This is a genomic window from Chryseobacterium sp. CCNWLW53, from assembly GCF_037083525.1.
Lineage (GTDB): Bacteria > Bacteroidota > Bacteroidia > Flavobacteriales > Weeksellaceae > Chryseobacterium > Chryseobacterium lathyri.
The window spans coordinates 52,809-74,968 of record NZ_JBAOJR010000002.1 but is presented as its reverse complement, the minus strand read 5'-3'; the positions used below and the strand labels follow the sequence as shown (position 1 = coordinate 74,968).

The following is a 22,160-nucleotide window of genomic DNA, read 5'->3' as shown; positions in this document are numbered from 1 at the left end:
TATTATATTACTAAAAACAGAAAGCAGGTAGAAAACCACCTGCTTTTATTCACTTATAATTGAAAAACATTAATATTCAAACAATACACTCCCCCACGTAAATCCGCTTCCGAAAGCTGAAAGAAGGACAAGATCTCCTCTTTTGATTTTTCCTTCTTCAATTGCTTCACTTAATGCAATAGGAATAGAAGCTGCCGTTGTATTTCCGTATTTCTGAATATTATTATGAATTTTCTCATCCGGAAGTCCGAATTTCTGCTGTACAAACTGTGCAATTCTAAGATTGGCCTGGTGAGGAATGAACATATCAAGATCCTCTATTGTTTTTCCGGCTTTATTCAGAGCCTCCATCATAGTTTCAGGGAATCTTGTCACCGCATGCTTGAATACAAAATTACCGTTCATGATAGGATAAACCTCCTTATCGGTCACATTTTCAGGTTCTTTTCTCATTCTGTCGCTCCATCCGAATTTGGAACCCGGGAACTGTGTACACAGTTCATCGGCATATTTTCCTTCAGAATGCATATTTACCGCTAAAATATCTCCTGCATTTTCATCTTCCGTTGCTGAAAGTATGATGGCTCCTGCCCCATCTCCAAAGATCACCGAAACACCTCTTCCCTCATCAGAGAAATCAAGTCCGAAAGAATGGATCTCCGCACCTACTACAAGGATATTTTTATAGGTTCCTGATTTAATAAAAGCATTGGCAACACTCACCGCATACACAAATCCGGAACATTGGTTTCTTACGTCCAAAGCACCTATGGTGTCACAGCCCAGCATATCCTGAAGCAAAACACCACAACCCGGGAAATAATAGTCCGGAGAAAGCGTTGCAAAAACAATATAATCTATATCCTGAGCAGTGAGGTTTGCTTTTTCAAGGGCTTTTTGAGAAGCTTTGAAAGCTAAATAAGCAGTGGTTTCCTGAGAATCATTTCTGTTTTGTCTGTGTCTTCTTTCTTTGATGCCTGTTCTTTCTGTAATCCATTCATCATTGGTGGTCATCAGTTTTGCTAAATCATCATTCGTAACAACATTATCTGGAACATAAAATCCAATCCCTTTTATTGTACTTTTAATCATATAGTTTTTTTAATTTTGGCAAAGATAAAATTATTTAACACATAGTTTTTCAAAATATTAGTATTTTTATTGTATGCCAATCGACACGATATACAGAGACTCCCAATGTGAATGGGTAGATGTAGAGGCTCCCACTGCGGAAGACCTGAAATTTCTTCACGAAAGATATGAAATCAACAATCTTCTCCTGGAAGATACGATGGATCCTAACCACCTTCCGAAATATGAAGAGGATGGCAATATAAGATTCTTTCTCCTCCGGGAAAGTACAGAGCTGGAGCGTAAAAATCTCAATACCATAAGCGATATCAGCACCAAGATTGGGATTTTTCTCCTGGAAAATACTATTATCACCATCCACAGGATGAAGACCAAAAGTATTTCGGAGACGAAGAAGCAGATTGCCGGTATGCAGACAGAAGTCCCGCCTTCAAAAATAGCATTAATGATCAGCCTCCTGATCATGAAAAGTTTCGATGACGAATCGGTAAGCCTCCTGGAAACTATGGACAACATCGAAAACGAAATTTTTCTTAAAAACACCAACCATACCAATCAGATCAGAAGACTGTATAAGCTGAAAAGAAAATCAGGACTGAATTCAAGAGTACTGACTATTTCCACAGATGCTGTAGATAAGTTTAAATTATTAAACCTTCAGGATTCCGAGATCGTCGATTTAAAAGACAAGCATAAAGATGTAGTGGCAGATTTCGACCATTTGAATATCCAGATTACCAACCTTATTTCGATGTTCCTCGCATTATCGGATCAGAAGGCCAACCAGGTTATGAAAGTCTTGGCTATTTATTCAGTGTATTTCTTGCCGATCACCTTTATTGCCGGTGTTTATGGGATGAATTTCGATAATATGCCTGAGCTGCACCATAAGTATGGGTATTTTATAACCATAGGGATTATGGCATTGGTGGTGATCTGTACATTTATTTATGCGAGGAGAAAACAATGGTAATGGAATTAAAAAAAAATCAAATAAATGAAAACACTCAAGGAAAAAATGAAAGATTGGACGGATATTGACATTGCAATGCATGAGATTGCATTGAAATTAGAGCTCATACCTGAAGACAATTTTCCCAAATTTAAATCATATTATTGGTCAGGGACAGAAAAAAGCAAAGCTTTAAAAAATATATTATATGAATTAACAAATATTGGATTTCTGGACTTTAATTCAGATGAAAATATTGTCAAAGTAAATCAAGAGTTTTGTTTTGAAAAATAGTTTATAAGCTTATCAAGAAATGTTTTTTCGTTGTGTAGAAGAAACTTCTTCAAGATTGACTGTTCAGTCACAATAAACACCAAACCACCATGAAAGCTGAAATTCTAAATAAAATCCTCGCGGAAAATGTACTTTCCCGGGAATCTAAAGAGAAGCTCTCTGCTCTGCATGAGAATATATCTTCCAGGGAATTTTCTGATCTTCTGGATGCTCAGGGAAACCAATATGTAGAGTTTGTTCAGGAAGGAGGTGGTGTCTGGGGTAGTGCTCTGGTTGGTTATCTTTATGGTCTGGAAATTTTTGGGGTCCGTTTTCTGAAAGTAGCAGGAACCAGTGCCGGAGCAATCAATACCATGCTTATTGCCGCCTGTAAAACCAAAGAAGAGGCTAAAAGTGAAGTGATTAAGGATATTCTCTTCAGCTGGAATTTTGCAGATTTTATGGATGGAAAAACCTACGTTAAAACAACCATTCATGCCATCCTGAACAACAAAGATTTTTTTAAGATCAATGCTATTATTGCAGCAGTTGTTATGATTATCCTTGTTATCATCCCTTTTGCAGCTCAACCTGCAACAACTCTTAATACCAAACTGCTTTTCCTGATTCCTTTGATTCCTGTAATTATTACTTTTTTTTGCATTAAAAAGTTCTATAATGATTTCCGGAAACAGAACAGCGGATTTAATCCGGGCAATACATTCTTAAACACCATGCAAAATGTTCTGGACGGTTTCGGAATTAAAACAGTAGCTAATCTTAATGAAAAATTTATCCAGAAAGAACTGGATCTCAATCTTAAGTACCGTTACGGAAATGGCCAGGAATATTATACGATTGCACTGAAAAGCATAGAAGCCATTAAAGACAAAAATCTTGAACATATTGACCAGACACGCTACAGGATATTCTATGAAAGTGCCGTCAGCAATGATTATTATAAGAACAATCCCTTCTATCAGCTCCGCTCAGAATATGTTGTGATTACTACTGATATTAATGCAAAAATAAAAGTAGAGCTTCCTACAATGGCCAATTTATACTGGTCGGAAGAGGAGCTGAAGCATGTAAGTCCTGCTGAGTTTGTACGGGCATCCATGTCTGTCCCGTTCTTTTTCGAACCCTTCCAGAAAAGAATCAACAAGGATGATGATTCCGTGAAATATGCCTGGAAATTCTGGATGAATACGAAACCGGAAGGCATCTACCCTGCCGGGCTGTTCATTGATGGGGGAAGCATTTCCAATTTTCCCATTGATATTTTCCACGCCAGTGATGTATTTTATCCGAGAATGCCGCTTTTCGGAGTACAGCTTACAAGTGATTCTGATCTTCTTTCGGAAAAAGGAAAAACCAGTGAGGAAATCCTCAAAACTCCTTTTTCTTATGCGGGAAACATTATCAGCACATTAAAAGGGTTTAACGACAAATCATTTTTAACCAAGCACAGTTTTTACCGTCTTTACAGCATCCAGTCCGTTAATTGTGGCACAAGCAGCTGGCTGAATTTCTTCATGAAAAGAGAGGAAAAAGAGGATCTTTTCAACAGAGGTTTTCAGGCTGCCCTGGATTTTCTGAATCAATTCGACTGGGAAAAATACAAATACGAAAGAATGATGCTTTCGATGAAGGAGGAAAAAATATTGAAGGAAGAGGATACGAAGACGGTGGGGTAATAAAATAATTAAAAACATATTAAAATGATAGAATTAATTCATACAGTTCCTTATTTATCTCTAAAAGATGAAGATTATATATTAAATGATTTCTCAGTAATTACTGGATTAAATGGATCCGGCAAAACACATTTATTAAACGCAATAGATCAAGGTATTATTAAAGTAACTGATATTAACAAGTCAGCTATTGCTTATTATAATTATAATGATTTTAGTCTAAATGAAAAAGCTTCAGAAAATGAAAAACTTAAATCTAAGGAAACAATGTTAATGGATAAATTTAATGATTTTAATGAGGAATTACAACTTGAAAGACGAACGATATTAAATAGTTATAAAGTTTGGAATGAATCCTTATTCGTTCCAAAAGATTTTTTTGAAAATGGTGAGCTAGCTGTGGACTCTTTTGACTGGACAAATGAAGAAATTGATTTTTTTAGAACTTATGAGAAAGAAAATAAATACCGCCCTCATTTAAGTCAGCAAAAAGATTTATTAGGCGGTTATATACTTCAAAATCAAAACCCAAATATTGAAAATTTGATATCTGAATTAAAACATTCTTTAATAAAACATCATCTCTTAATTTCTATAAGAAATATTAACATAGATTTTCTTTTAAATATAGATTGGGATGATTCTGAAATAGAAAAATATAATTTAAAAAAGAAAAACAATTCTAATTATAAGTTTTTACCCACTATAGTTGGAACTTTTTATTCTGATGGTTTTAACTCTGGCTTTGTAAATTTTATTGTTGCTATTGATTCTAATCCTTTCTTATGTCAAATAGAACAACAATTAGGGCTTAAAAAATTAAAGACATATTTACTCGAATTATCATCTGATATAAAAGAATATTTCAGAAAAAATATTTCCAGGGAATATCTAAAGCAAGCAATACAAATTCATGGTGAAGAAAATATATGTGATTATATTCAAGTAGATCATGGCTTTTTAAACTTACAGGAAATCGCAAATGCTGAAAAAAATTATCAATATTTAAAAATAGAAAATAATTACAGACAATTTATTACTACTCAAAATGAAACAATTAAATATTATAACGAAGAAGAGTTTCTTAAAATTTATGGATCATCCCCAGTAGATTTGCTTAATGAAGTTTTAAATGAATATGATTGTAACGGATATGAATTTAGAAAAAGTAATATTCATATTGATTTATATAATGGTATTGCAAGGCAAAGTGTTTCAATTGAACTTTACAATAAGCTTCAAAAATATACAACAAATTTAGATGCACTTTCTTCTGGAGAAAAAACTTTAATAGCACTATCTTTTTACCTCTATAAACTTCAACAAAATAAGGTCATTACCAGGCTACTTTTATTAGATGAAATTGATTCGACATTACATCCATCGATGTCTAAAAGATTATTAGATGTTTTATACAATATTTTTTACAAAAAAAAGGGTATTAAAATTATAATATCTACACATTCCCCTTCAACAGTAGCCCTTGCACCAGAGGAAAGTATTTTCGTTATGGATAAATATTCTACTCCTAAGATAATAAAATCTTCCAAAGATAAGGCATTAAAAAAATTAACCTTAGGTGTTCCATCTTTCAGTGTTAATTATGAAAACAGAAGACAAGTTTTTGTAGAAAGTGAATATGATGCTAGTTATTATGAGAGTTTGTATAATATTTATAATGACAAATTAAATCCTGAAATCTCTTTAAATTTCATATCATCTGGCAAAACTAAAATTAACGGAAATGGGATTGGTATAGCAAGTTGTGATCAAGTTGTTAATATAGTTGATATTCTCAGAAAGGCTGGCAACAATTTTAGTTGGGGAATTATTGACTGGGATCTAAAAAATAAATCTACGGATTACGTTAAAATTTTAGGTGATTCTGAAAGATATAGTGTTGAAAACTATTTACTTGATCCTTTACTGTTAGCAGTTTTACTTTGGAAAGAAAATATTCTAAACGCAGAACATTTTGGATTTGAAAAGAATGAAGTTTATTTCAATATACTGCATTTTAATCAATCGCAACTCCAACAAATTGTTGATAAGATAATTTCTGACATACAGATAAATTTAAAAAGTAATGCCTTATCTGAACTGGTTAACTATACTTTATGCAACGGAATAGTTTTACAAATACCAATTTGGTATTGTAAAACTCAAGGACATTCCTTGGAAGAGAATATTATAATGAAAACTTACCCTCAATTAGAAGCTATAAGAAAAAAAGATGAATCAGCTTTAAAAAAAGCTGTTATTAATAAAGTAATCTTAAATTTCAAAGATTTATCTTCTGTAGATTTATTAGATATTTTTAGAAGTATTCAAGAAGATTAAATAAAACTATTATGAAATACATTTGTGAATGTTGCGGCGAAGAAAGAGAAGATTGGCCGGCCATTGCCTACAATGCTCCTGTTTTTTACTCTGACTTAAATGAAGAAGATGCTGGTAACTCAGAACTTACTTCAGATTTATGCATTATTGAAAATCAGGAATATACCTACCTGTTTATTCGTACCGTCATGGTTCAGGAAGTATCAGATAGCTGCCAGGATCTTGAATATGGAATCTGGGTTTCTTTAAGTGAAAAGAGTTTCAATGAATACGTAGAAAATTATAATAATAAAGCTTTTGAAGCTGAATATTTCGGATGGCTTTCTACTTACCTTCCGGATTATGATTTTGAGGAAAGTATTCCGACTACTGTCGTTGTCAATAATAATATAGGAAGGCCTTTTGTTTTTCCTCACCAAAGTTATGAGCATCCTTTTGTTCATGATTTCTATAATGGAATTACAAAGGTTGAGGCAGAGAAAAGAATCAACAGGATTTTAAATAAAGAATAGATCAAAAAATGAGTCTCACATGTTGAAAATAAAAAAAATTATCTCAGAAAAGTTTCACATTATTATTTTAACACTCACTTTAATTTTTATCATATTTTGTTTAATTAGTACCTGTTTAGGAATTAATAACATACTCAAAAGCCCTAAATATACAATTGGAGAAACCACATCAGACTGGCATTATAAAAACAATAATAGTGTAGGAATAGATTATAAATATAATGTTAATGGTATTACATATTCTAAAACTGCTAATTTTTCTTATCAAAAAGGAGACAAATTTCTTATCATTTTTGATTCTATAAAACCTGATAATTCGACGATACTTGATATCTACTCCATTGAGAACTATCTTATAGATTTAAAAGTTCCTTCAAAAGGCTGGAAATATCAGGATGTTCCCTTTAATATTGACAGTAATACGATAAAAAAATATGTACAGGACTGGAATGTGAAACCCTTTGAATATATTCAAAAGTAAGTTGAACTCATTTTAATTCAAGAGTCCAACTTTACTTTTCATATTGTTATAAATTATCCAAAAACTCCAGATACATCGGCACACTCCTTTCCACCCATTCCTCTGAAGGATCATTTTCGATTCCATAATAGACGAAAGGTTCCTTATAATCTGCCCTGATATAATCGAAAGTCAGTTCATACGGCCGGAAAAGCTCATTCATGGTATACTTATAATTTCCGGATGCGCTGTAGCCTTCTTCATCAATTCCTGCTGTAACGGCTAATGTTATTTTCTTCCCTCCTGCTTTGAAACCACTTTTACTTCCGTAGGCCCAACCGTAAAGAAGCACCTCATCGAACCATTTTTTCAGAAGTGGCGGACTGCTGAACCAGTAAAACGGAAACTGAAAAACGATTCTGTCATAAGATTCTATCAGCTGCTGTTCCTTGGCTACGTCAATTTTTTCGTCCGGATAAGCACCATACAGTGAACGAACAGTATATTTTTCCGGATGCTTTTTCAATTCCTCCATCCATCTTTTATTGATCACTGATTTTTCTATATGCGGGTGAATGACTATAATTAATGTTTTCATTTCTATTTAAATTTCTTTAGCAAAAATAATATACGTAACTTACATTTTCAATAGTAGTGCCCAATTGTACGGTACTATAAAAAATGTAAGTAATGACTAAAATAAAGAAAACATCCACCAATTTTGCCAATAAAAAAGCCCTTTCCGATGAATGTCCCGAGATCTATGCGTCCAATACTATCGGCGGACAGTGGGCGCTTGCCATCTGCTGCTACCTCATCAACGGAAAACTAAGATTCGGAGAGCTAAGAAAAAAGCTGAACAATATTACAGAACGAATGCTCACGCTGCAGCTCCGAAGACTGGAGGAAGACCGTATTATCACCAGAACGGTTTATGCCGAAGTTCCGCCCCGGGTAGAATATGAACTGACCGAGATCGGATATAAGCTGAAACCGATCATCCTGGAATTTGAAAAATGGGGGAAAGAGCATAAGGAAATTATGAATGATAAGCATTCTGTCTCTGAATCTGAAAAGGCATAGACATTGACGAATTTAAATTTTGAGCAAAGTCATTCCTCTGAATTTTCATTAAACGGTTAAGCCCCTTTTCTATTGAGAAAACAAATTTACCCCTTTCAGAAATGTAATGATGACTTAATGAATACGAAAAGGGTATTGATTTCGACTATTTTTATAAGGAAGGTGAAGAACATAATTTTCTCATTTACTTCAAGTATACAGGGATAATAATTATTAAATTTAATCCGCCTTAAATCACCAAAAACTAAACTATGAAAAACTTAACCTTTTTAATCAGCTTATTAGCGGTACTCCTTTTTGGAATTTCAGTAAAAGGACAGAAAATCTCCGATGGCCAGACCATAGAGGTCAACGGAATGAGTGTCACATTTAATATTTTAAACAAAGAAAGTGTTGAAGCAGGCGGAAAGCCATATGACCGTTATAAGGTTTCGGCATCTGTAAAAAATACCTCAGATAAAGCGTACAACATCCGTTTGGCTTCTTATCCTCAGATTGTTACCAATACCGGTCTTGTAGAATTAGACTGTATCAATGCAACCGGTGCAAAACTGACCTCTAAAAAGATCGAGCTTAAAATGAAAGCGCAGATGATCAACGTGACCTACTCAGCATATGACAAATCCGGAAAATTTGCAACCAGCACTATTCCCGTAATAGGAAGCTATTATTTCGATCAGGGAGATACCATCAGCGATAATGCCATTTTTATAGTTCCACAAGGCGAAAAACCAGATGTTTCAGTAAGAAGTCTGAGATAATCCTCATAAAATCCCGGAACTCTCAAACTCCTTTAACCCCTACTCCTTCCAAAGCGGCTTCTGTTCCAGTATCTGATGATAAACAGGGCAGCTTTCGGTATGAGCACCTTTCAGATATCCTGTACTCATTAAAAATTCATTAACAATTTCTCCGCCCGTAAACTTGAATGTTTTTTTGAACAGCTTCATCCATTCCGGAAGTGTTTTCGGATGATGGTGTTCCAGCCATTTTTCAAATGAGCCAAATTCTTCCTGTAAAGTCAAAATGGTTTTAGCATTTTCAATGGCAGCATTCACTTTCAGCCGGTTCCGGATTATTCCGGGGTCATTCAGCAATCTTTCCCTGTCCTTTTCGGTATATGCTGCAATAGCCTGAATATCAAAATTACTGTAAGCTTTTCTAAAGCTCTCCTCTTTCTTTAAAACGGTCTCCCAGCTCAGTCCTGCCTGATTGATCTCCAGGATCAGTCTTCCGAAAAGTTCGTTGTCATCATGGATCGGGAATCCATAATAATGGTCGTGGTAGTTTTTATGCAGTTCTTTTCTGCTTTCGGGCTGCATTCCTTCTATGGCTAAACAATAACTCATTTAAATAAATTTTCTGTCTTGGTTAAAAATTGCTCTAAAGCTACTTTAATATCAATTCCCGTACGATCTGCCAACACGATCAGCCACCAGATATTCTCTCCCAGTTTATGTTCCAGCTCTGCAGCAGAATCTTTTTTCAACCATCTTTTCTGATGCGACATAATATCTCTTCCTACCAGTCCGGTATCCGTAAGGTAAGCAAGCGCATCTTCTTCTAAGGTCCATTCTGTGCCATGGTGCTGACGTTCCAGCTCATGATACTTCTCCCTGATAGCCAAAGAACGTTTGATGATTTCGTCAAGATTATTTTGATCCATTGTTTTGTTTTCTTGAAATTGATGATTCTGAACAATTCAGGCAATAAAGATAAGGCAGGTTTGTGACAACTGTTTGTCAGTGGCATTTTAATTTTGAAATTAATGATATAAAATTTTAAAGAAACATCATAAATTAGAGACTCCAAAAACAATCTATGAAATATCTTCTATCTCTGCTTTTTACCCTGCTTTTCATTTCCTTTAATGCCCAGAAAATCTATTCCAAGGCTTACGGCAATTCAAAAAATACACCCATTATTTTTATCCATGGCGGACCGAGTGGAAATGCCACTTTATTTGAAGGAACTACAGCTCAAAAGCTGGCAGAGAAAGGTTTTTATGTTATCGTATACGACAGACGCGGAGAAGGCAGATCTAAAGACGAGAATGCCTCTATGACTTTTAAAGAAAGTTTTGAAGATCTTAGTCAGATTTATAAAACCTATGGAATTAAAAAAGCAAACATCCTTGCCCACAGCTTCGGAGGAATCGTTGGAACACTCTTTACAAAACAGTTTCCTGAAAAGGTAAGCTCATTGACGTTAATCGGAGCTTTATTTTCCCAGCAGGAAACCTACGATCATATTTTAAAACAGGCTAAGGAAAAATTTAAAAACAATCCTTCTAAACTGAAAGAGATCTCTGAGATTGAACATTTGAGTAAAGACTCTGCAGATTACAGGAAAAGATGCTACAATCTAGCAAGTGATATGAATTTTTTCACCATGCCTTTCCCTACATCTGAAAGTCAGCAATTAAGGAAGAAATATGAATCCGGTGAGTTTTACGCAGTCAATTTCAGAAACCCGGAATCGCCTTTGAAATTTTATAAAAATGAAGTTCAGAACAATCTCGACAATACTGCCATTTTGAAAAGAATAAAAAAACATGGAATTCCCATTTTTGCTATTTATGGAAAAGATGATGGCATATTTTCAGAGAAGCAGCTCAACGATATGAAAACGATTGCCGGAGAAAATCATTTTAAGGTTATTGACAACTGTTCGCACTACTTATTTGTAGACCAACAGGATGAATTTCTGCAATTCATAAGCTTACATCTAAAATAAAGTGTAGTTTTGTGAAAATGCCCATACCAGGAACCCATATGAAAAATTACAAAGCACTCATCATGATGCTTATTTTGGTGTTTTCATTATCACCGTGTTCCGTAAAAAGAGATTTTCTAGGTATTTTTGATATCCAGCATATCAGTGGTTTAAATAAAATAAAAATAACAGCCGGGTCAGTATCTGCATGTGATCTTTCTGCAAGCGCTTCATCTGCCCGAAGCATCTTTTCAAAAGCTGGTGTAAAACGTAAATGGGAAGGGGCTCTTTTCAATTCAAATACAGTTCTCAGTTTTAGGGGGACAAAAAATACTTTCAACAAATACTCCGGACAAGCTTCCGGGAACAGTCCTCCGAAATATATTCTATTTAAAAGATTGAAATTAAATCTGGCTTAAGTTTTAACCGGATCAAATTTTAATTAACAATCTTTTAATACTATACAATTTCAATGAAACATATTTCAGACAGCCGGTCTTATGACCTGGCCGGACTCTATACATTATCACTCCGCCTCGTTATCGGATGGACCTATTTTTCAGCTTTCTGGCGAAGGCTCATTCTCGAAAACAAACTTATTCCGGATGAAGCCGGATATATCGGGGAGAAATTCAATCATTTCCTGCCAAATGCTTTAGGAATAAAACCTCTTATAGAGTATCTGGTTACTCATCCGGATGCTCTGCACACTTCCATGGTTATTTTTACTATCGTTGAAGCTGTTGTAGGACTCTTTATTATTCTGGGATTATTTACAAGATTAATGAGCATCGGGATTTTTGGCCTTGCAATGGGCATCTTATTAGGCTCCGGCTGGATCGGAACAACCTGTCTTGATGAATGGCAGATCGGTATCCTGGGAATTGCAGGAGGATTTGTTTTGTTCCTTACCGGGAGCGGGCCTTTTTCCCTCGATCATTATTTCATTAAGAATAATAAAAATTTCACCCGCAAAAATTGGTTTCCATGGCTGGGATCAGGTATCCTTCCTCTATCGAAGCCAAAAACAATTGTACTCGCAGGGTCAGTGTTCATTTTTGGACTTACGCTGTATACCAACCAGTATTTTCATGGTGGGGTCTGGGGAACGCTGCACAATAAATCTGTAAAACCTAAGATTGAAATTTCAAATATTTCCTTAGTCAACAGAGATTTAACCTTTGAGATTTACAGAACAGAAGGTGTGGATGTTTACGGCTCTTTCCTGATCGGCATTCATATTCTGGATAAAAATGGGAATATTGTGAAAGCTTTAAACCATGCAGAACTTTCAAAATTCCCAAAAGAAAACATCAGGAATCATTATGTAGCTAAAGTAAAGCCCGGAAAGCACAGCCTGGTTATTCCTCTTGGATCAAAGGCTGATCTTACCCTGAATCTTAATGATATTTTAGTGGAAAAAGAAGAAATCCATACGGTAAAACTGATCGACATTAGTGGTATAGAGTGGACAGCGAGGATTATAACTTTTAACCATTAAGGGTTTTTAAGTTTTTAAGAATAATAAGTGAGATGCTTCGAACTCTGCTCAGCATGACAATGTTAAAAGAGATTGTTAAAAAAAGTTCATATTTGAAATATCATGCTGAGCATAAACTGAAAGTTTACGAACGTAGTTCACGAAGCATCTTTAGTAAGAATATTTGTATTATTTCCACAAAAAACCTCCGGAATGTCCGGAGGTTTTGTATTGAATTCGATTTAATGCATAGCTTCACTTAAATCTATTTTTTCTTTACTTTTCCTTTCTTTAATGAAAAGGATAAACGGTATACATACGAGGAATATGACTCCTAAATAAAGGAAGACATCCATATACGAAAGCACGGTAGCCTGTTTTGTGACTGACATATCCAGCATTTTATAAGCAGCATTCATGGCTGCGTCGGGAGTCATTCCTTTTGCAACAAAACTGGCTTTTAATGCGTTCAGGCGTTGCTGTACATCAAAACTGTTTTCATCCAGATGGGAAATCAGATTGAGCCTGTACTTCTGACCTGCATTGGCAATAAACGTAGTGATCGCCGCAATCCCGAATGAACCTCCGAGCTGTCTCATCATTCCTGTAAATGCTGCTCCCTGGCCAATCTCCTGCCCTTTCAGTGTACTTAATGACAGTGAAGTGATCGGGATAAACAGAAGTCCTAACCCGGCTCCCCTTACAATCAGCATCCAGAAAAAGGCGTCTTTACTCGTATCTGGCGTCAGGATCTTGTATCCCCAGAAGCTATAGACAAAGAAGATGAAAAGTCCTAAAGATACCAAGATCTGCTGTTTTGCCCCTTTTGAAAGGAGCCTTCCGATAATTGGCATCATAAAGGCCGTCGTCAGGGCCGCAGGAATCATCAAAGCTCCCGACTGTAAAGCCGTCCAACCTAAAATACTCTGCGTATACAGCGGTACAATAAATGTAGAGCCATACAGTCCGAATCCTAAAACGAACGACATCACCGTTCCGATTCTTAAGTTCCCGTTTTTCAGTACCCTGAGTTCCACAATGGGATATTTGAAGGTAAGTTCCCGCCATAGGAAAAGGATGAAACCTAAGATGGCCGATACGGTAAATGTTACAATCATTCCACTTTCAAACCAATCTTCTTCGTGTCCCCTTTCCAGGATAAACTGTAAAGATCCAACGGTAACAGCCAGCAAGGCAATTCCGACCCAGTCTACATCCGAAGCCTTCCGTTTTTCAGCATATTTCGGACTTTTCACAAACTGTAAAGTCATCAGCATTGCTGCAATCCCAATCGGAATATTAATATAGAAAATATATGGCCAGCTGAAATTATCTACGATATATCCTCCCAAAGGCGGACCTAAAGTTGGGCCAATAATTACCCCCAAACCATAAATCGCCTGTGCCATACTTCTTTTCTCAATAGGATACGATTCTGTAATAATCGTCTGTGAGGTTACCAAGAGTGCTCCCCCGCCTATTCCCTGCATCAGCCTGAAAAATACAAGCTCCCAGATATTGGTGGCATTTCCGCATAAGAACGAAAATATGGTAAATATAATGATGGAAGCCGCGAAGTAATTTCTACGTCCAAACTGCTGTGACAGCCAGCTCGTCATCGGCACCACAATTACGTTACCAATTGCATAAGCTGTAATCACCCAGCCTACTTCAGAAAGTGTGGCTCCAAGGTTACCCTTCATCTCATTCAGGGCAACGTTCACAATCGTGGAATCCACAATTTCAAGCAGAGCACAAAGGATTGCCGTGATCGTAATGATCACTCTCCGGGCTCCATATTCTACTAATGAATCTTGCATAGTTTTTTACGATGTAAAAAGGTGAATTGTCAATAATTAATCATCTTCATTGTCAATTTTCAGCTTCATATTATCCTCATTCATTGACTTGCATCAGCAAAATTGACAATTCACTTATTTCACAGTTTTAATATTATTTAAGCGATACTTCTGCCTTCACGTTCATTCCTGTTCTCAGTCTTTTTGCAATATTCTTATCAAGATTTACAAAATCGATTTTTACAGGAAGTCTCTGAACCACTTTTACAAAGTTACCGCTGGCATTATCCGGAGGCAGGATTGAAAAAGTAGCTCCTGTTGCCGGAGAGAATGAGCTTACAACTCCATCAAATTCCTGGTCAGGGAAAGCATCAATCTCAATTTTCACTTTCTGACCTTCTACCATTTTATCTACCTGTGTTTCCTTGAAATTGGCTACTACCCATTTCTGGTCGTTTTTAACCAAAGCAAAAAGTTGTGATCCGGCCTGCAAGTACTGACCTGCCTGAGTGGAAACTTTCCCTACATATCCGTCTTCCGGAGCAAGAATCACTGTGTATGATAAGTTTAATTTAGCATTTTCCACATCTACTTCTCTCTGTTTTGCTACTGATCCGGCAACACTAATCTGTTGAGAGCTCGCTGCAGTCTGAGAAGATGCAATAGTAGTCTGCTGTGCAATCTGGTTTCTCTGATCCATCAAAACCTGAAGCTGTCTGTCTGCAGACTGTTTAGCCGCTAAAGCCTGTTCGTACTGCTGTTCTGTAATAGAGTGATCTTTTACCAGGTTGGCATATCTTTTCAGATCCTGTGATGTTTTCCAAACGTTTACTTTTGCCGCTTCTATCTGGGCATTGGCCGTTGTTACCGCTGCTTGAGAAGAACTTATATTTTTTGAAGTTGCTGTAGTAGTTGCTTCCGCATTTGAAATGTTACTTTTAGCTGTTGATAAAGCAGCCTGAGCCTGCTCAAGGGCCATCTTCTGATCTCTGTTATCCAGAATCACCAAAGTATCTCCTTTTTTTACGAACTGATTGTCTTTTACTTTTACTTCTGCTACATATCCGGAAATTTTGGAAATTACCGGCGCCATATTGGATGTAATCTGTGCATCATCTGTTTCTTCGTGATACTGTCCGTAAGTAAAGGCTCTGTATCCATAGATCCCTCCACCGATTACTACAGCGGCTAAGATGATAGGAAAAACGAAACTTTTTTTCTTTTTAGGTTCAAGTTCAACGGTTGGTTTATTATTATTTTCCATTTTGGTTTCAGTCTGATTATTTAATTGTTAAAGTTCCTGTTGTCTGTAATAGTTTTCTGTACGCTAAAGCGGCATCTGCTTTCGCATTGATCACGCCTACGTTAGCTGATATCTGAGCTGCGTCCGCATCCAGAAGCTCTGTCATGGTTGCAAGACCGTTGTCGTATTTGTTTTTGGTAATTCTGTAGTTCTCGTTAGCCTGTTCAGCAGCTTTTTCATATACTGCGATTCTCTTTTTAGAGTAATCCGTATTCTGATATTCTCTGTTAACGTCAAGCTTAATGTTATCATTCAGTAATTCATCGTTTGCTGCTAACTGCTTTTCTCTTGCCTGAGACTGTCTCAATGAAGAGTTTTCTTTCCAGATATTGGATAAATTGTAAGAAATTCCAACTCCTACGTTTACAGCATTGTATATGGTAAGGAATTTTGGAATGTCTGCGGCTACATATCCTCCGGTAAATGCTATGGAAGGAAGGTTTTCAGCTTTTGCGGATTTTGTTCCCAGTTCTGCCGCTTTTCTTTGCTGAGCCAAAGCCTGCAAATCTTTACGGTTTTCTTTAGCTTCATTTACATAGTAATCAACTGTTTTTACTTCAGAACCTTCATCAATATAATTCTGGTCTACTTCAATTTCTGTAGTTTCCGGAATACCCAGCAGCAGATCCATATTGATGTTGGCAATATTGTAGTTGTTTTTAGCTTCCAATAGCTGCAACTCGATATTTGAGGTCTGAAGATTTGCTTTTAAACGGTCATTTCTAGCAATAACCCCATTATTTTCAAGTTTAAGAAAAGTCTCATCCCTTTTTTGAGAAGCTGTAAGGTTTTCTTCTAAAACTTTGATGGACTGGTTGGCTTTAAATAAATTATTATAAGCCTGGGCAACATTATAAGCGATGGCTATTTTATCATTTTCGGTGCTTAGCTTTGATGCTTCCACCAAATATTTTGCAGACTGGATACCGTATTTGATTCTTCCGCCACTGTAAATCGGTACACTAAGGTTAACCGATCCATAAGCAACCTGATGCACTTCCGGGCCTCCTGCTCCTGCTTCCGAAGCACTGGAAAGCTTTAGATCAACAGTAGGCTTAGTGGGTAGGTACATATAGCTCCCCGAAACTTTCAGTTCCGGAAGCTGCCTGTTTTTGGCTTCCAAAAGATCTGCCGTAGCTTCTTCGATCTTGGCGGCATCGATCTTAAGATTTTTACTGTTCTGGATTCCCAGCTGCACGGCTTCATCGAGAGTGAGCTGTTTTTTCTCCTGAGCATTTATGGCTGCAACTCCCATAAACAGGGATAATGCCAACACCGAGTTATTTATTCTCTTCATAACCTAAAAGGTCTTTTAGTAAATATTTTATATGTTTATTAAGTTCTGTGTAGTACTTTTCATCAAAAACTTCGTCATCATTCGTATCGTTGAGGAATTCTTTGTACATCTCTTTAGCATTGGATGCATAAAATAAAGTCCCGCTTACGGTAGCATGAAGTAAATAAATCGGAGGGTTTTTAGTGAAAATTCCTTTTTCCAGTCCGCTTTCAAGGACCTGCGAATACATGGAGATAAAGCCCATCTTGGTCTGCTTCAGAAATTCCACGATCTGCGGGCTTTCCGTGTGAAGCTGCTCACGCTGCATGATTCTGTAAAAACATTTTTGATGTCTTACTCTTCCGGAAAACTGGTCTACGATCTTTTCTATCTTCTGCCATTCATTGATATCTGTTCTTTCGAGAATATCTTTAGCAAAGAACTGACCTTCATTCATTCTGTATTCCACTAATTTCTCATACAGCTTTTCCTTGGATCCGAAATAATAAGAAATCATAGAGATATTTACATTCGCCGCTTTGGAAATCTCCCTCGTGGAAGTCCCTTCGAAGCCTTTTTCAGCAAAAAGCTTCTCTGCAGCAAATAATATATTTTCTTCTTTTGAAACCATAGCAATTCTATTTTTCAGGGCGCAAATTTACATAACATTTTGAATAAATCAAACGATTGATTGATTTTTTAATCAATATTTAATATTAGCTAATATAAACAGCTGAATATTAATTGCTTTTAAACAAAAATATTTTAAAGAAACTTAGGCCGCTATAGAATTCCATACACTATAAGGTCCGGAAAGGATCGGGACTTTATCATGTTATTTAAAATTTCAGAATGAATCTGTCTTAATTATGAGTTTTTGTGAATGTAACGTGATAGTTTGATTCCAAGGTCTGTCCATACAATTTTAGGATTTCCATTTCGGGTGAGGTGCAGATCCGCAGTGCTGATTTCTTCCAGAATACTTTCAATATTGGCCCCGCTGATGAATTTTGAGAATCCTGCCCAGTTGAAGCCGTCTGCATCAATCTTTTTATACACCAGATTTTCAGACTGGTAGTTTTGAAGCAGGGCAAGCCTGAAGATCTCGGAGCAGTAGTTCAGAAAGTTTTTCTGCTTTTCACGATTCCAGCCTGCAATTTCTCTGGCCCAGAGGATAATACTTTTCAGAAACTGAGGCTTCTTTTTTACCATGAATGCATCTCTTACCCATTGTATAAAAAGCTTTTCAAATTCATCGCTTTTATGTCCGGAATTTAAAATCTTCAGGGCTTCATTGAGATCTCCCTGTGCTTCATGAACAATTTCCCTAATCTTTTCTTCTGAAATTTGAAAATTCTTCTTAAAATAGTTTTCAAGATCTTCATCACTGATTCTTGGAACTTCTACGATCTGTGTCCTGGAAAGAATGGTGGGAAGAATATCATTGGCCGTTTCAGCAGTAAGAAGAATGAGCGTTTTTGCCGGTGGTTCTTCCAAAAATTTCAGAAACTTATTCGCGGCAGCTATATTCATTTTATCAGCTCTCCAAACGATCAGGATTTTGGTTCCGCCTTCAAAACTCTTTAAAGCGAACTTCTGGTTCTGGTCATCAATTTCATCTGCAGAGATAAAAAGCTGTTTGTTTTCAGATTCCAGAAAAGCGGTCCAGTCGTCATAGCTTGCATAGGGAGAAGCCATGATCATTTCCCTGAAATCCTCAAATTTATTTTTACTTAAAGAATTTTTGTTATCGGTAAAAACGGGGAAACTAAAGTGCAGATCAAGATGATTCAAGTGTTCCACTTTCGAAGCAGCATGCTCATTTTCCTGGCTGAAGATCTCTTTGGCATACGCCAAAACCATAGGAAATGTACCATATCCTTCTTTTCCTAAAAAAAGTTGGGCATGGCTTACCCTATTTTCAGCAATGCTTTCACGAAGAAGTTTTTTCAGATTTTCCTGTCCGGCGATGTTCTCCCAATTCATGGCTCAAAGATAAAGAATTTTTGGAACGGATGATTTGTGAGATGTGAATTTTGCTTCGCAAGTGAATGGCTAATTTTAGTAATATAATTTATAAATAAGACATAAAAATCATGAACAAAGCGGATTCACAATTGACAATTCATCATAATTATGGCTATTCATCCCCCTTAACAAACTTTAACCACATATAATTTTTACAATTCATTAATATTTAAGATATTTGCGCATTGTTTTAAAAATAAAGAATGAAAAAAATCTTTGCCGTATCATTCATATCAGTTGGATACTTCCTAAATGCACAGAGTATCAGTAACTCTCCGTATGCAGCTTATGGAATTGGAGATGTAAAATATGATAATACGATTGAAACTGCCTCTATGGGTGGTATATCTACTGCTTATATCAGTGACTTCACGAGCAGCTTCAATTTCGCAAACCCTGCGAATAACTCTAATTTCGAGCTTACAAGCATCAGGCTGGAAGCTACCAACGAAAACAATTACTTCAAAACCGATTATAACGATACGAAGTCTACCAAGCACTCTACGTATCTTTCTAATATTGCATTGGCTTTCCCTCTTTCTCCAAAGGTAAAGATGGGACTTTCCTATCAGCCTTACAGTTCCAAGAGCTATGAGATCATTAATAAAGATTTTAATGATGACGGAAGCTATTACACCAACCGTTTTAAGGGAAGCGGGACTTTGAACACTGCGCAGGCTGCGATTTCATACAAAATCGACCAAAACTTTGCGGTAGGTTTGAGAGCTAATCTTTATTTTGGAAATCTTTATGATCTGAACGAGCTTAGATCTTATGATAAAGACGGAGCTTCCAACGCTGAATACATCAACGGTTATGAAACCAAAAACAAGATCAAAAACTTTAACTTCACTCTTGGGGGTAGCTATCAAAGTCTGAATACCCGTACAGACAGAAAATTAACCATAGGGGCTACAGCTACATTTGGTAATACCAGCAATATGACTACTGATTACACCAACAGTACTTATGTATATGCTGATGCAGCACAAACGGTTAAAGCTTTGGAAACGATTATAGATCAGAAAAGCACAAGCTCTAAAAACCTTCTTCCATTACAGGCATCCTTAGGAGTTGGATATGGGAGTGAAAACCACTGGTTCTTCTCAGGACAGCTGGATTATAAAAAAGGAGAAGACATTTCTTATTTTGGAAAAACTTTTGACTTCCAGGATACCTACAGAATTTCTGCCGGGGGATGGTATCTGCCGAATTATAACAACTTCAGAAGCTATTTCTCAAGAGTAACCTACAGATACGGGGCGTTCTATGAAAGAGGAAATCTTAAAATAAACGGTACCAGCATCAATAAGTTCGGAGTATCTGCGGGAGTATTGCTTCCGTTCAAAACCAGCAGTATTACAAGAATGAGCGGTCTTGAACTTGGCTTGGAAGTTGGAAAAAGAGGAACTCTTAATAACAACCTGATCAACCAGAATTTCATCAACTTAAAAGTCGGCTTCAACTTTGCTGACAGATGGTTCAGAAAGACTCTGTACAACTAAAATGAATTTTTCAATAAAAATATCATATAAAAATATAGCATGCCTTTTTAGTTGTGCTATATTTTTTATACTGACATCCTGTGAAGAAGATCTCACCAAAGCCAATGGAAACAAAAGCAAGAACTTCCCATCACAGATCATCAATAACGCTAATATTATACAGAGGGATTCAGGTTTTATATCTTTAAAGGCCAAGGCTCCGATCATTGAAAAATACGAGCTGATCGACAGCCCATATGTTCTGGCTAAAAGAGGGATCAACATAGAGTTTTATGATAAAAAAAAGCCAAAGGTACCTGGTAAAATTACCGCTAAATATGCCCGTATTTTTGAATATAAAAGATTTTACGAAGCTAAAGGCGATGTAAGGATTACGACCAATGAAGGGCAGCGATTTGCTATGCAGAGTATTTATTGGGATCAGAAAAAGAAAAGGATCTATACAAAAGATACGGTATATGTCACTATGGAAGACGGCTCTACCCTGGTTGGTGCCAATGGGATGACAGCCAAAGATGATTTCTCCGAATATACTTTCTTCAACAATTCAGGGGATTTCAGTACAAAAAGACTTGAAGAAAAAAAAACACCGCAGTAATATGAAAGTTCAGGCTATTGGACTCATGTCCGGAACCAGTCTGGATGGTCTGGATATCTGTTTTGCCGCTTTTGAAAAAAAGAAGGATTGGAATTTTCAGATCATAAAGGCTGAAACCCTTCCCTATTCTCAAAACTGGGAAGAAAAACTCAGAAATTCGATTCATTTATCTTCGGAAGAATTACTGGAACTTCATTCAGAATATGGTTTTTATCTAGGACAGAGTGTCAGGGAGTTTATTGACCGTAATCATCTTGAAAATATTGATCTGATCGCCTCTCATGGCCACACTGTTTTTCACCAGCCTAAAAAGAAATTCACCCTCCAGATTGGAGATGGAAGAGCCATCAAAATAGAAACAGGGCTTCCTGTTATTTATGATTTCAGAAGCCAGGACGTGTTGATGGGAGGAAATGGAGCACCTTTAGTTCCCATCGGGGACGAACTTCTTTTCTCTGAATATGATGCCTGCCTGAATCTTGGCGGATTTTCCAATATTTCTCTAAAGCAGGAAGGCAAAAGAATAGCTTTTGATATTGCTCCTGTCAATATTGTCCTGAACAGGCTTGCTCAGAAATTCAATAAAAACTTTGACGAAAATGGTGATTTTGCAAGAAAAGGCAAGCTCCACGATGATCTTTTAGCCAAGCTTAATTCCTTAGATTTTTACAAGCTGTATCATCCTAAATCTTTAGGAGTTGAATGGTGCAATGAGACTATCTTCCCACTTTTGGAAGGCATTAAAACTGAAGATGCCATAGCTACTTTCACTGAGCATGTGGCCCAGCAGATCTCAAATGTTATTAACTTAAACCGTTTACAAAACGTCCTATGCACCGGTGGAGGCAGCTATAATATCTGTCTTATCGAAAAGATCAGGGAAAAAACAGAATTTACGGTTATCATTCCGGAAAGGCAGATCATTGACCACAAAGAAGCGCTGATCTTTGCCTTTATGGGAGTTTTAAGGATGAACAATGAAATCAATGTCCTTTCTTCTGCAACCGGCAGTACCAGAGATCACAGCTCAGGTGTATGGGCATAAAA

Annotated in this window: 23 protein-coding genes; 14 read left to right on the top strand and 9 right to left on the bottom strand. The window is 36.6% G+C overall.

Features of this window, described 5'->3' with window-relative positions; genetic code table 11:
* Window positions 1-69: 69 nt before the first annotated feature.
* On the bottom strand, window positions 70-1,092 hold the full coding sequence (locus V6R96_RS05400) for a 3-oxoacyl-ACP synthase III family protein (protein ID WP_223558939.1): 1,023 nt from the start codon (window positions 1,090-1,092) through the stop codon (window positions 70-72).
* Between the two features lie 73 nt (window positions 1,093-1,165).
* On the opposite strand from V6R96_RS05400, the gene V6R96_RS05395 reads away from it, so the two are divergent.
* The 6 genes from V6R96_RS05395 to V6R96_RS05370 all read left to right on the top strand — a co-directional run bounded on the left by V6R96_RS05395 (window position 1,166) and on the right by V6R96_RS05370 (window position 7,347).
* A complete protein-coding gene (locus V6R96_RS05395) occupies window positions 1,166-2,065 on the top strand; it encodes a CorA family divalent cation transporter (protein ID WP_111960599.1) in 900 nt (299 codons plus the stop codon).
* Window positions 2,066-2,089: 24 nt separating this feature from the next.
* Complete coding sequence (locus V6R96_RS05390; protein WP_111960601.1) at window positions 2,090-2,338, top strand: hypothetical protein; 249 nt, start codon at window positions 2,090-2,092, stop codon at window positions 2,336-2,338.
* An 89-nt stretch (window positions 2,339-2,427) separates the two neighbouring features.
* A complete protein-coding gene (locus V6R96_RS05385) occupies window positions 2,428-4,014 on the top strand; it encodes a patatin-like phospholipase family protein (protein ID WP_336378226.1) in 1,587 nt (528 codons plus the stop codon).
* A 24-nt stretch (window positions 4,015-4,038) separates the two neighbouring features.
* Window positions 4,039-6,354, top strand: a complete 2,316-nt coding sequence (locus V6R96_RS05380) for an AAA family ATPase (protein ID WP_223558937.1) — start codon at window positions 4,039-4,041, stop codon at window positions 6,352-6,354.
* Between the two features lie 11 nt (window positions 6,355-6,365).
* Entirely contained in the window at window positions 6,366-6,866 is a 501-nt protein-coding gene (locus V6R96_RS05375; protein WP_336378225.1) for a DUF2199 domain-containing protein, read from the top strand.
* A 19-nt stretch (window positions 6,867-6,885) separates the two neighbouring features.
* Window positions 6,886-7,347, top strand: coding sequence for a hypothetical protein (locus V6R96_RS05370; protein WP_336378224.1), 462 nt, complete (start codon window positions 6,886-6,888; stop codon window positions 7,345-7,347).
* A gap of 46 nt (window positions 7,348-7,393) precedes the next feature.
* On the opposite strand, the gene V6R96_RS05365 is transcribed toward V6R96_RS05370, so the two are convergent.
* Complete coding sequence (locus tag V6R96_RS05365; protein WP_336378223.1) at window positions 7,394-7,924, bottom strand: NAD(P)H-dependent oxidoreductase; 531 nt, start codon at window positions 7,922-7,924, stop codon at window positions 7,394-7,396.
* Window positions 7,925-8,016: 92 nt separating this feature from the next.
* Between V6R96_RS05365 and V6R96_RS05360 the strand changes: the two genes are divergently transcribed.
* A complete protein-coding gene (locus V6R96_RS05360) occupies window positions 8,017-8,409 on the top strand; it encodes a winged helix-turn-helix transcriptional regulator (protein ID WP_336378222.1) in 393 nt (130 codons plus the stop codon).
* Window positions 8,410-8,660: 251 nt separating this feature from the next.
* Window positions 8,661-9,170, top strand: a complete 510-nt coding sequence (locus tag V6R96_RS05355) for a hypothetical protein (protein WP_336378221.1) — start codon at window positions 8,661-8,663, stop codon at window positions 9,168-9,170.
* 39 nt (window positions 9,171-9,209) lie between these two features.
* Here the strand turns inward: V6R96_RS05355 and V6R96_RS05350 are convergent, their stop codons facing one another.
* Both V6R96_RS05350 and V6R96_RS05345 read right to left on the bottom strand, forming a co-directional pair.
* Window positions 9,210-9,758, bottom strand: coding sequence for a DNA-3-methyladenine glycosylase I (locus tag V6R96_RS05350; protein ID WP_336378220.1), 549 nt, complete (start codon window positions 9,756-9,758; stop codon window positions 9,210-9,212).
* A complete protein-coding gene (locus tag V6R96_RS05345; RefSeq protein WP_336378219.1) occupies window positions 9,755-10,075 on the bottom strand; it encodes a MazG-like protein in 321 nt (106 codons plus the stop codon). The genes V6R96_RS05350 and V6R96_RS05345 overlap by 4 nt, the downstream gene beginning before the upstream one ends.
* 155 nt (window positions 10,076-10,230) lie before the next feature.
* Between V6R96_RS05345 and V6R96_RS05340 the strand changes: the two genes are divergently transcribed.
* The 3 genes from V6R96_RS05340 to V6R96_RS05330 are packed head-to-tail and all read left to right on the top strand — an operon-like array spanning window position 10,231 to window position 12,625.
* A complete protein-coding gene (locus V6R96_RS05340) occupies window positions 10,231-11,145 on the top strand; it encodes an alpha/beta hydrolase (protein WP_336378218.1) in 915 nt (304 codons plus the stop codon).
* Between the two features lie 38 nt (window positions 11,146-11,183).
* Window positions 11,184-11,543, top strand: coding sequence for a hypothetical protein (locus V6R96_RS05335; RefSeq protein ID WP_336378217.1), 360 nt, complete (start codon window positions 11,184-11,186; stop codon window positions 11,541-11,543).
* 53 nt (window positions 11,544-11,596) lie between these two features.
* Entirely contained in the window at window positions 11,597-12,625 is a 1,029-nt protein-coding gene (locus V6R96_RS05330; RefSeq protein ID WP_336378216.1) for a TQO small subunit DoxD, read from the top strand.
* A 221-nt stretch (window positions 12,626-12,846) separates the two neighbouring features.
* On the opposite strand, the gene V6R96_RS05325 is transcribed toward V6R96_RS05330, so the two are convergent.
* From V6R96_RS05325 to V6R96_RS05305, 5 genes are all read right to left on the bottom strand, one after another.
* Window positions 12,847-14,424, bottom strand: a complete 1,578-nt coding sequence (locus tag V6R96_RS05325) for a DHA2 family efflux MFS transporter permease subunit (protein WP_336378215.1) — start codon at window positions 14,422-14,424, stop codon at window positions 12,847-12,849.
* A gap of 133 nt (window positions 14,425-14,557) precedes the next feature.
* A complete protein-coding gene (locus tag V6R96_RS05320) occupies window positions 14,558-15,667 on the bottom strand; it encodes an HlyD family secretion protein (protein WP_336378214.1) in 1,110 nt (369 codons plus the stop codon).
* Window positions 15,668-15,683: 16 nt separating this feature from the next.
* A complete protein-coding gene (locus V6R96_RS05315) occupies window positions 15,684-17,003 on the bottom strand; it encodes a TolC family protein (RefSeq protein WP_111960633.1) in 1,320 nt (439 codons plus the stop codon).
* Entirely contained in the window at window positions 16,987-17,613 is a 627-nt protein-coding gene (locus V6R96_RS05310; RefSeq protein WP_336378213.1) for a TetR/AcrR family transcriptional regulator, read from the bottom strand. Before V6R96_RS05310 ends, V6R96_RS05315 begins: the two co-directional genes overlap by 17 nt.
* Window positions 17,614-17,849: 236 nt before the next feature.
* A complete protein-coding gene (locus V6R96_RS05305; RefSeq protein ID WP_111960637.1) occupies window positions 17,850-18,968 on the bottom strand; it encodes a DNA polymerase III subunit delta' in 1,119 nt (372 codons plus the stop codon).
* A 245-nt stretch (window positions 18,969-19,213) separates the two neighbouring features.
* Between V6R96_RS05305 and V6R96_RS05300 the strand changes: the two genes are divergently transcribed.
* From V6R96_RS05300 to V6R96_RS05290, 3 genes are read left to right on the top strand one after another with little or no spacing between them, the layout of a single operon-like run.
* A complete protein-coding gene (locus V6R96_RS05300; RefSeq protein ID WP_223558925.1) occupies window positions 19,214-20,515 on the top strand; it encodes a hypothetical protein in 1,302 nt (433 codons plus the stop codon).
* A 1-nt stretch (window position 20,516) separates the two neighbouring features.
* A complete protein-coding gene (lptC, locus tag V6R96_RS05295) occupies window positions 20,517-21,113 on the top strand; it encodes an LPS export ABC transporter periplasmic protein LptC (protein WP_336378212.1) in 597 nt (198 codons plus the stop codon).
* A 1-nt stretch (window position 21,114) separates the two neighbouring features.
* Window positions 21,115-22,158 (top strand): anhydro-N-acetylmuramic acid kinase, encoded by a 1,044-nt coding sequence (locus V6R96_RS05290; RefSeq protein WP_336378698.1) that lies wholly within the window; start codon window positions 21,115-21,117, stop codon window positions 22,156-22,158.
* The last annotated feature ends 2 nt before the right edge of the window (window positions 22,159-22,160 follow it).

Bases quoted from the DNA above. Each gene is read 5' to 3' on its own strand.
- V6R96_RS05365 (WP_336378223.1), bottom strand. From the start codon at position 7,924: ATGAAAACATTAATTATAGTCATTCACCCGCATATAGAAAAATCAGTG.
- V6R96_RS05395 (WP_111960599.1), top strand. From the start codon at position 1,166: ATGCCAATCGACACGATATACAGAGACTCCCAATGTGAATGGGTAGAT.
- V6R96_RS05325 (WP_336378215.1), bottom strand. From the start codon at position 14,424: ATGCAAGATTCATTAGTAGAATATGGAGCCCGGAGAGTGATCATTACG.
- V6R96_RS05400 (WP_223558939.1), bottom strand. From the start codon at position 1,092: ATGATTAAAAGTACAATAAAAGGGATTGGATTTTATGTTCCAGATAAT.
- V6R96_RS05290 (WP_336378698.1), top strand. From the start codon at position 21,115: ATGAAAGTTCAGGCTATTGGACTCATGTCCGGAACCAGTCTGGATGGT.
- V6R96_RS05360 (WP_336378222.1), top strand. From the start codon at position 8,017: ATGACTAAAATAAAGAAAACATCCACCAATTTTGCCAATAAAAAAGCC.
- V6R96_RS05390 (WP_111960601.1), top strand. From the start codon at position 2,090: ATGAAAACACTCAAGGAAAAAATGAAAGATTGGACGGATATTGACATT.
- V6R96_RS05380 (WP_223558937.1), top strand. From the start codon at position 4,039: ATGATAGAATTAATTCATACAGTTCCTTATTTATCTCTAAAAGATGAA.
- V6R96_RS05300 (WP_223558925.1), top strand. From the start codon at position 19,214: ATGAAAAAAATCTTTGCCGTATCATTCATATCAGTTGGATACTTCCTA.
- V6R96_RS05340 (WP_336378218.1), top strand. From the start codon at position 10,231: ATGAAATATCTTCTATCTCTGCTTTTTACCCTGCTTTTCATTTCCTTT.
- V6R96_RS05310 (WP_336378213.1), bottom strand. From the start codon at position 17,613: ATGGTTTCAAAAGAAGAAAATATATTATTTGCTGCAGAGAAGCTTTTT.
- V6R96_RS05320 (WP_336378214.1), bottom strand. From the start codon at position 15,667: ATGGAAAATAATAATAAACCAACCGTTGAACTTGAACCTAAAAAGAAA.
- V6R96_RS05335 (WP_336378217.1), top strand. From the start codon at position 11,184: ATGAAAAATTACAAAGCACTCATCATGATGCTTATTTTGGTGTTTTCA.
- V6R96_RS05305 (WP_111960637.1), bottom strand. From the start codon at position 18,968: ATGAATTGGGAGAACATCGCCGGACAGGAAAATCTGAAAAAACTTCTT.
- V6R96_RS05350 (WP_336378220.1), bottom strand. From the start codon at position 9,758: ATGAGTTATTGTTTAGCCATAGAAGGAATGCAGCCCGAAAGCAGAAAA.
- lptC (WP_336378212.1), top strand. From the start codon at position 20,517: ATGAATTTTTCAATAAAAATATCATATAAAAATATAGCATGCCTTTTT.
- V6R96_RS05385 (WP_336378226.1), top strand. From the start codon at position 2,428: ATGAAAGCTGAAATTCTAAATAAAATCCTCGCGGAAAATGTACTTTCC.
- V6R96_RS05330 (WP_336378216.1), top strand. From the start codon at position 11,597: ATGAAACATATTTCAGACAGCCGGTCTTATGACCTGGCCGGACTCTAT.
- V6R96_RS05370 (WP_336378224.1), top strand. From the start codon at position 6,886: ATGTTGAAAATAAAAAAAATTATCTCAGAAAAGTTTCACATTATTATT.
- V6R96_RS05345 (WP_336378219.1), bottom strand. From the start codon at position 10,075: ATGGATCAAAATAATCTTGACGAAATCATCAAACGTTCTTTGGCTATC.
- V6R96_RS05315 (WP_111960633.1), bottom strand. From the start codon at position 17,003: ATGAAGAGAATAAATAACTCGGTGTTGGCATTATCCCTGTTTATGGGA.
- V6R96_RS05375 (WP_336378225.1), top strand. From the start codon at position 6,366: ATGAAATACATTTGTGAATGTTGCGGCGAAGAAAGAGAAGATTGGCCG.
- V6R96_RS05355 (WP_336378221.1), top strand. From the start codon at position 8,661: ATGAAAAACTTAACCTTTTTAATCAGCTTATTAGCGGTACTCCTTTTT.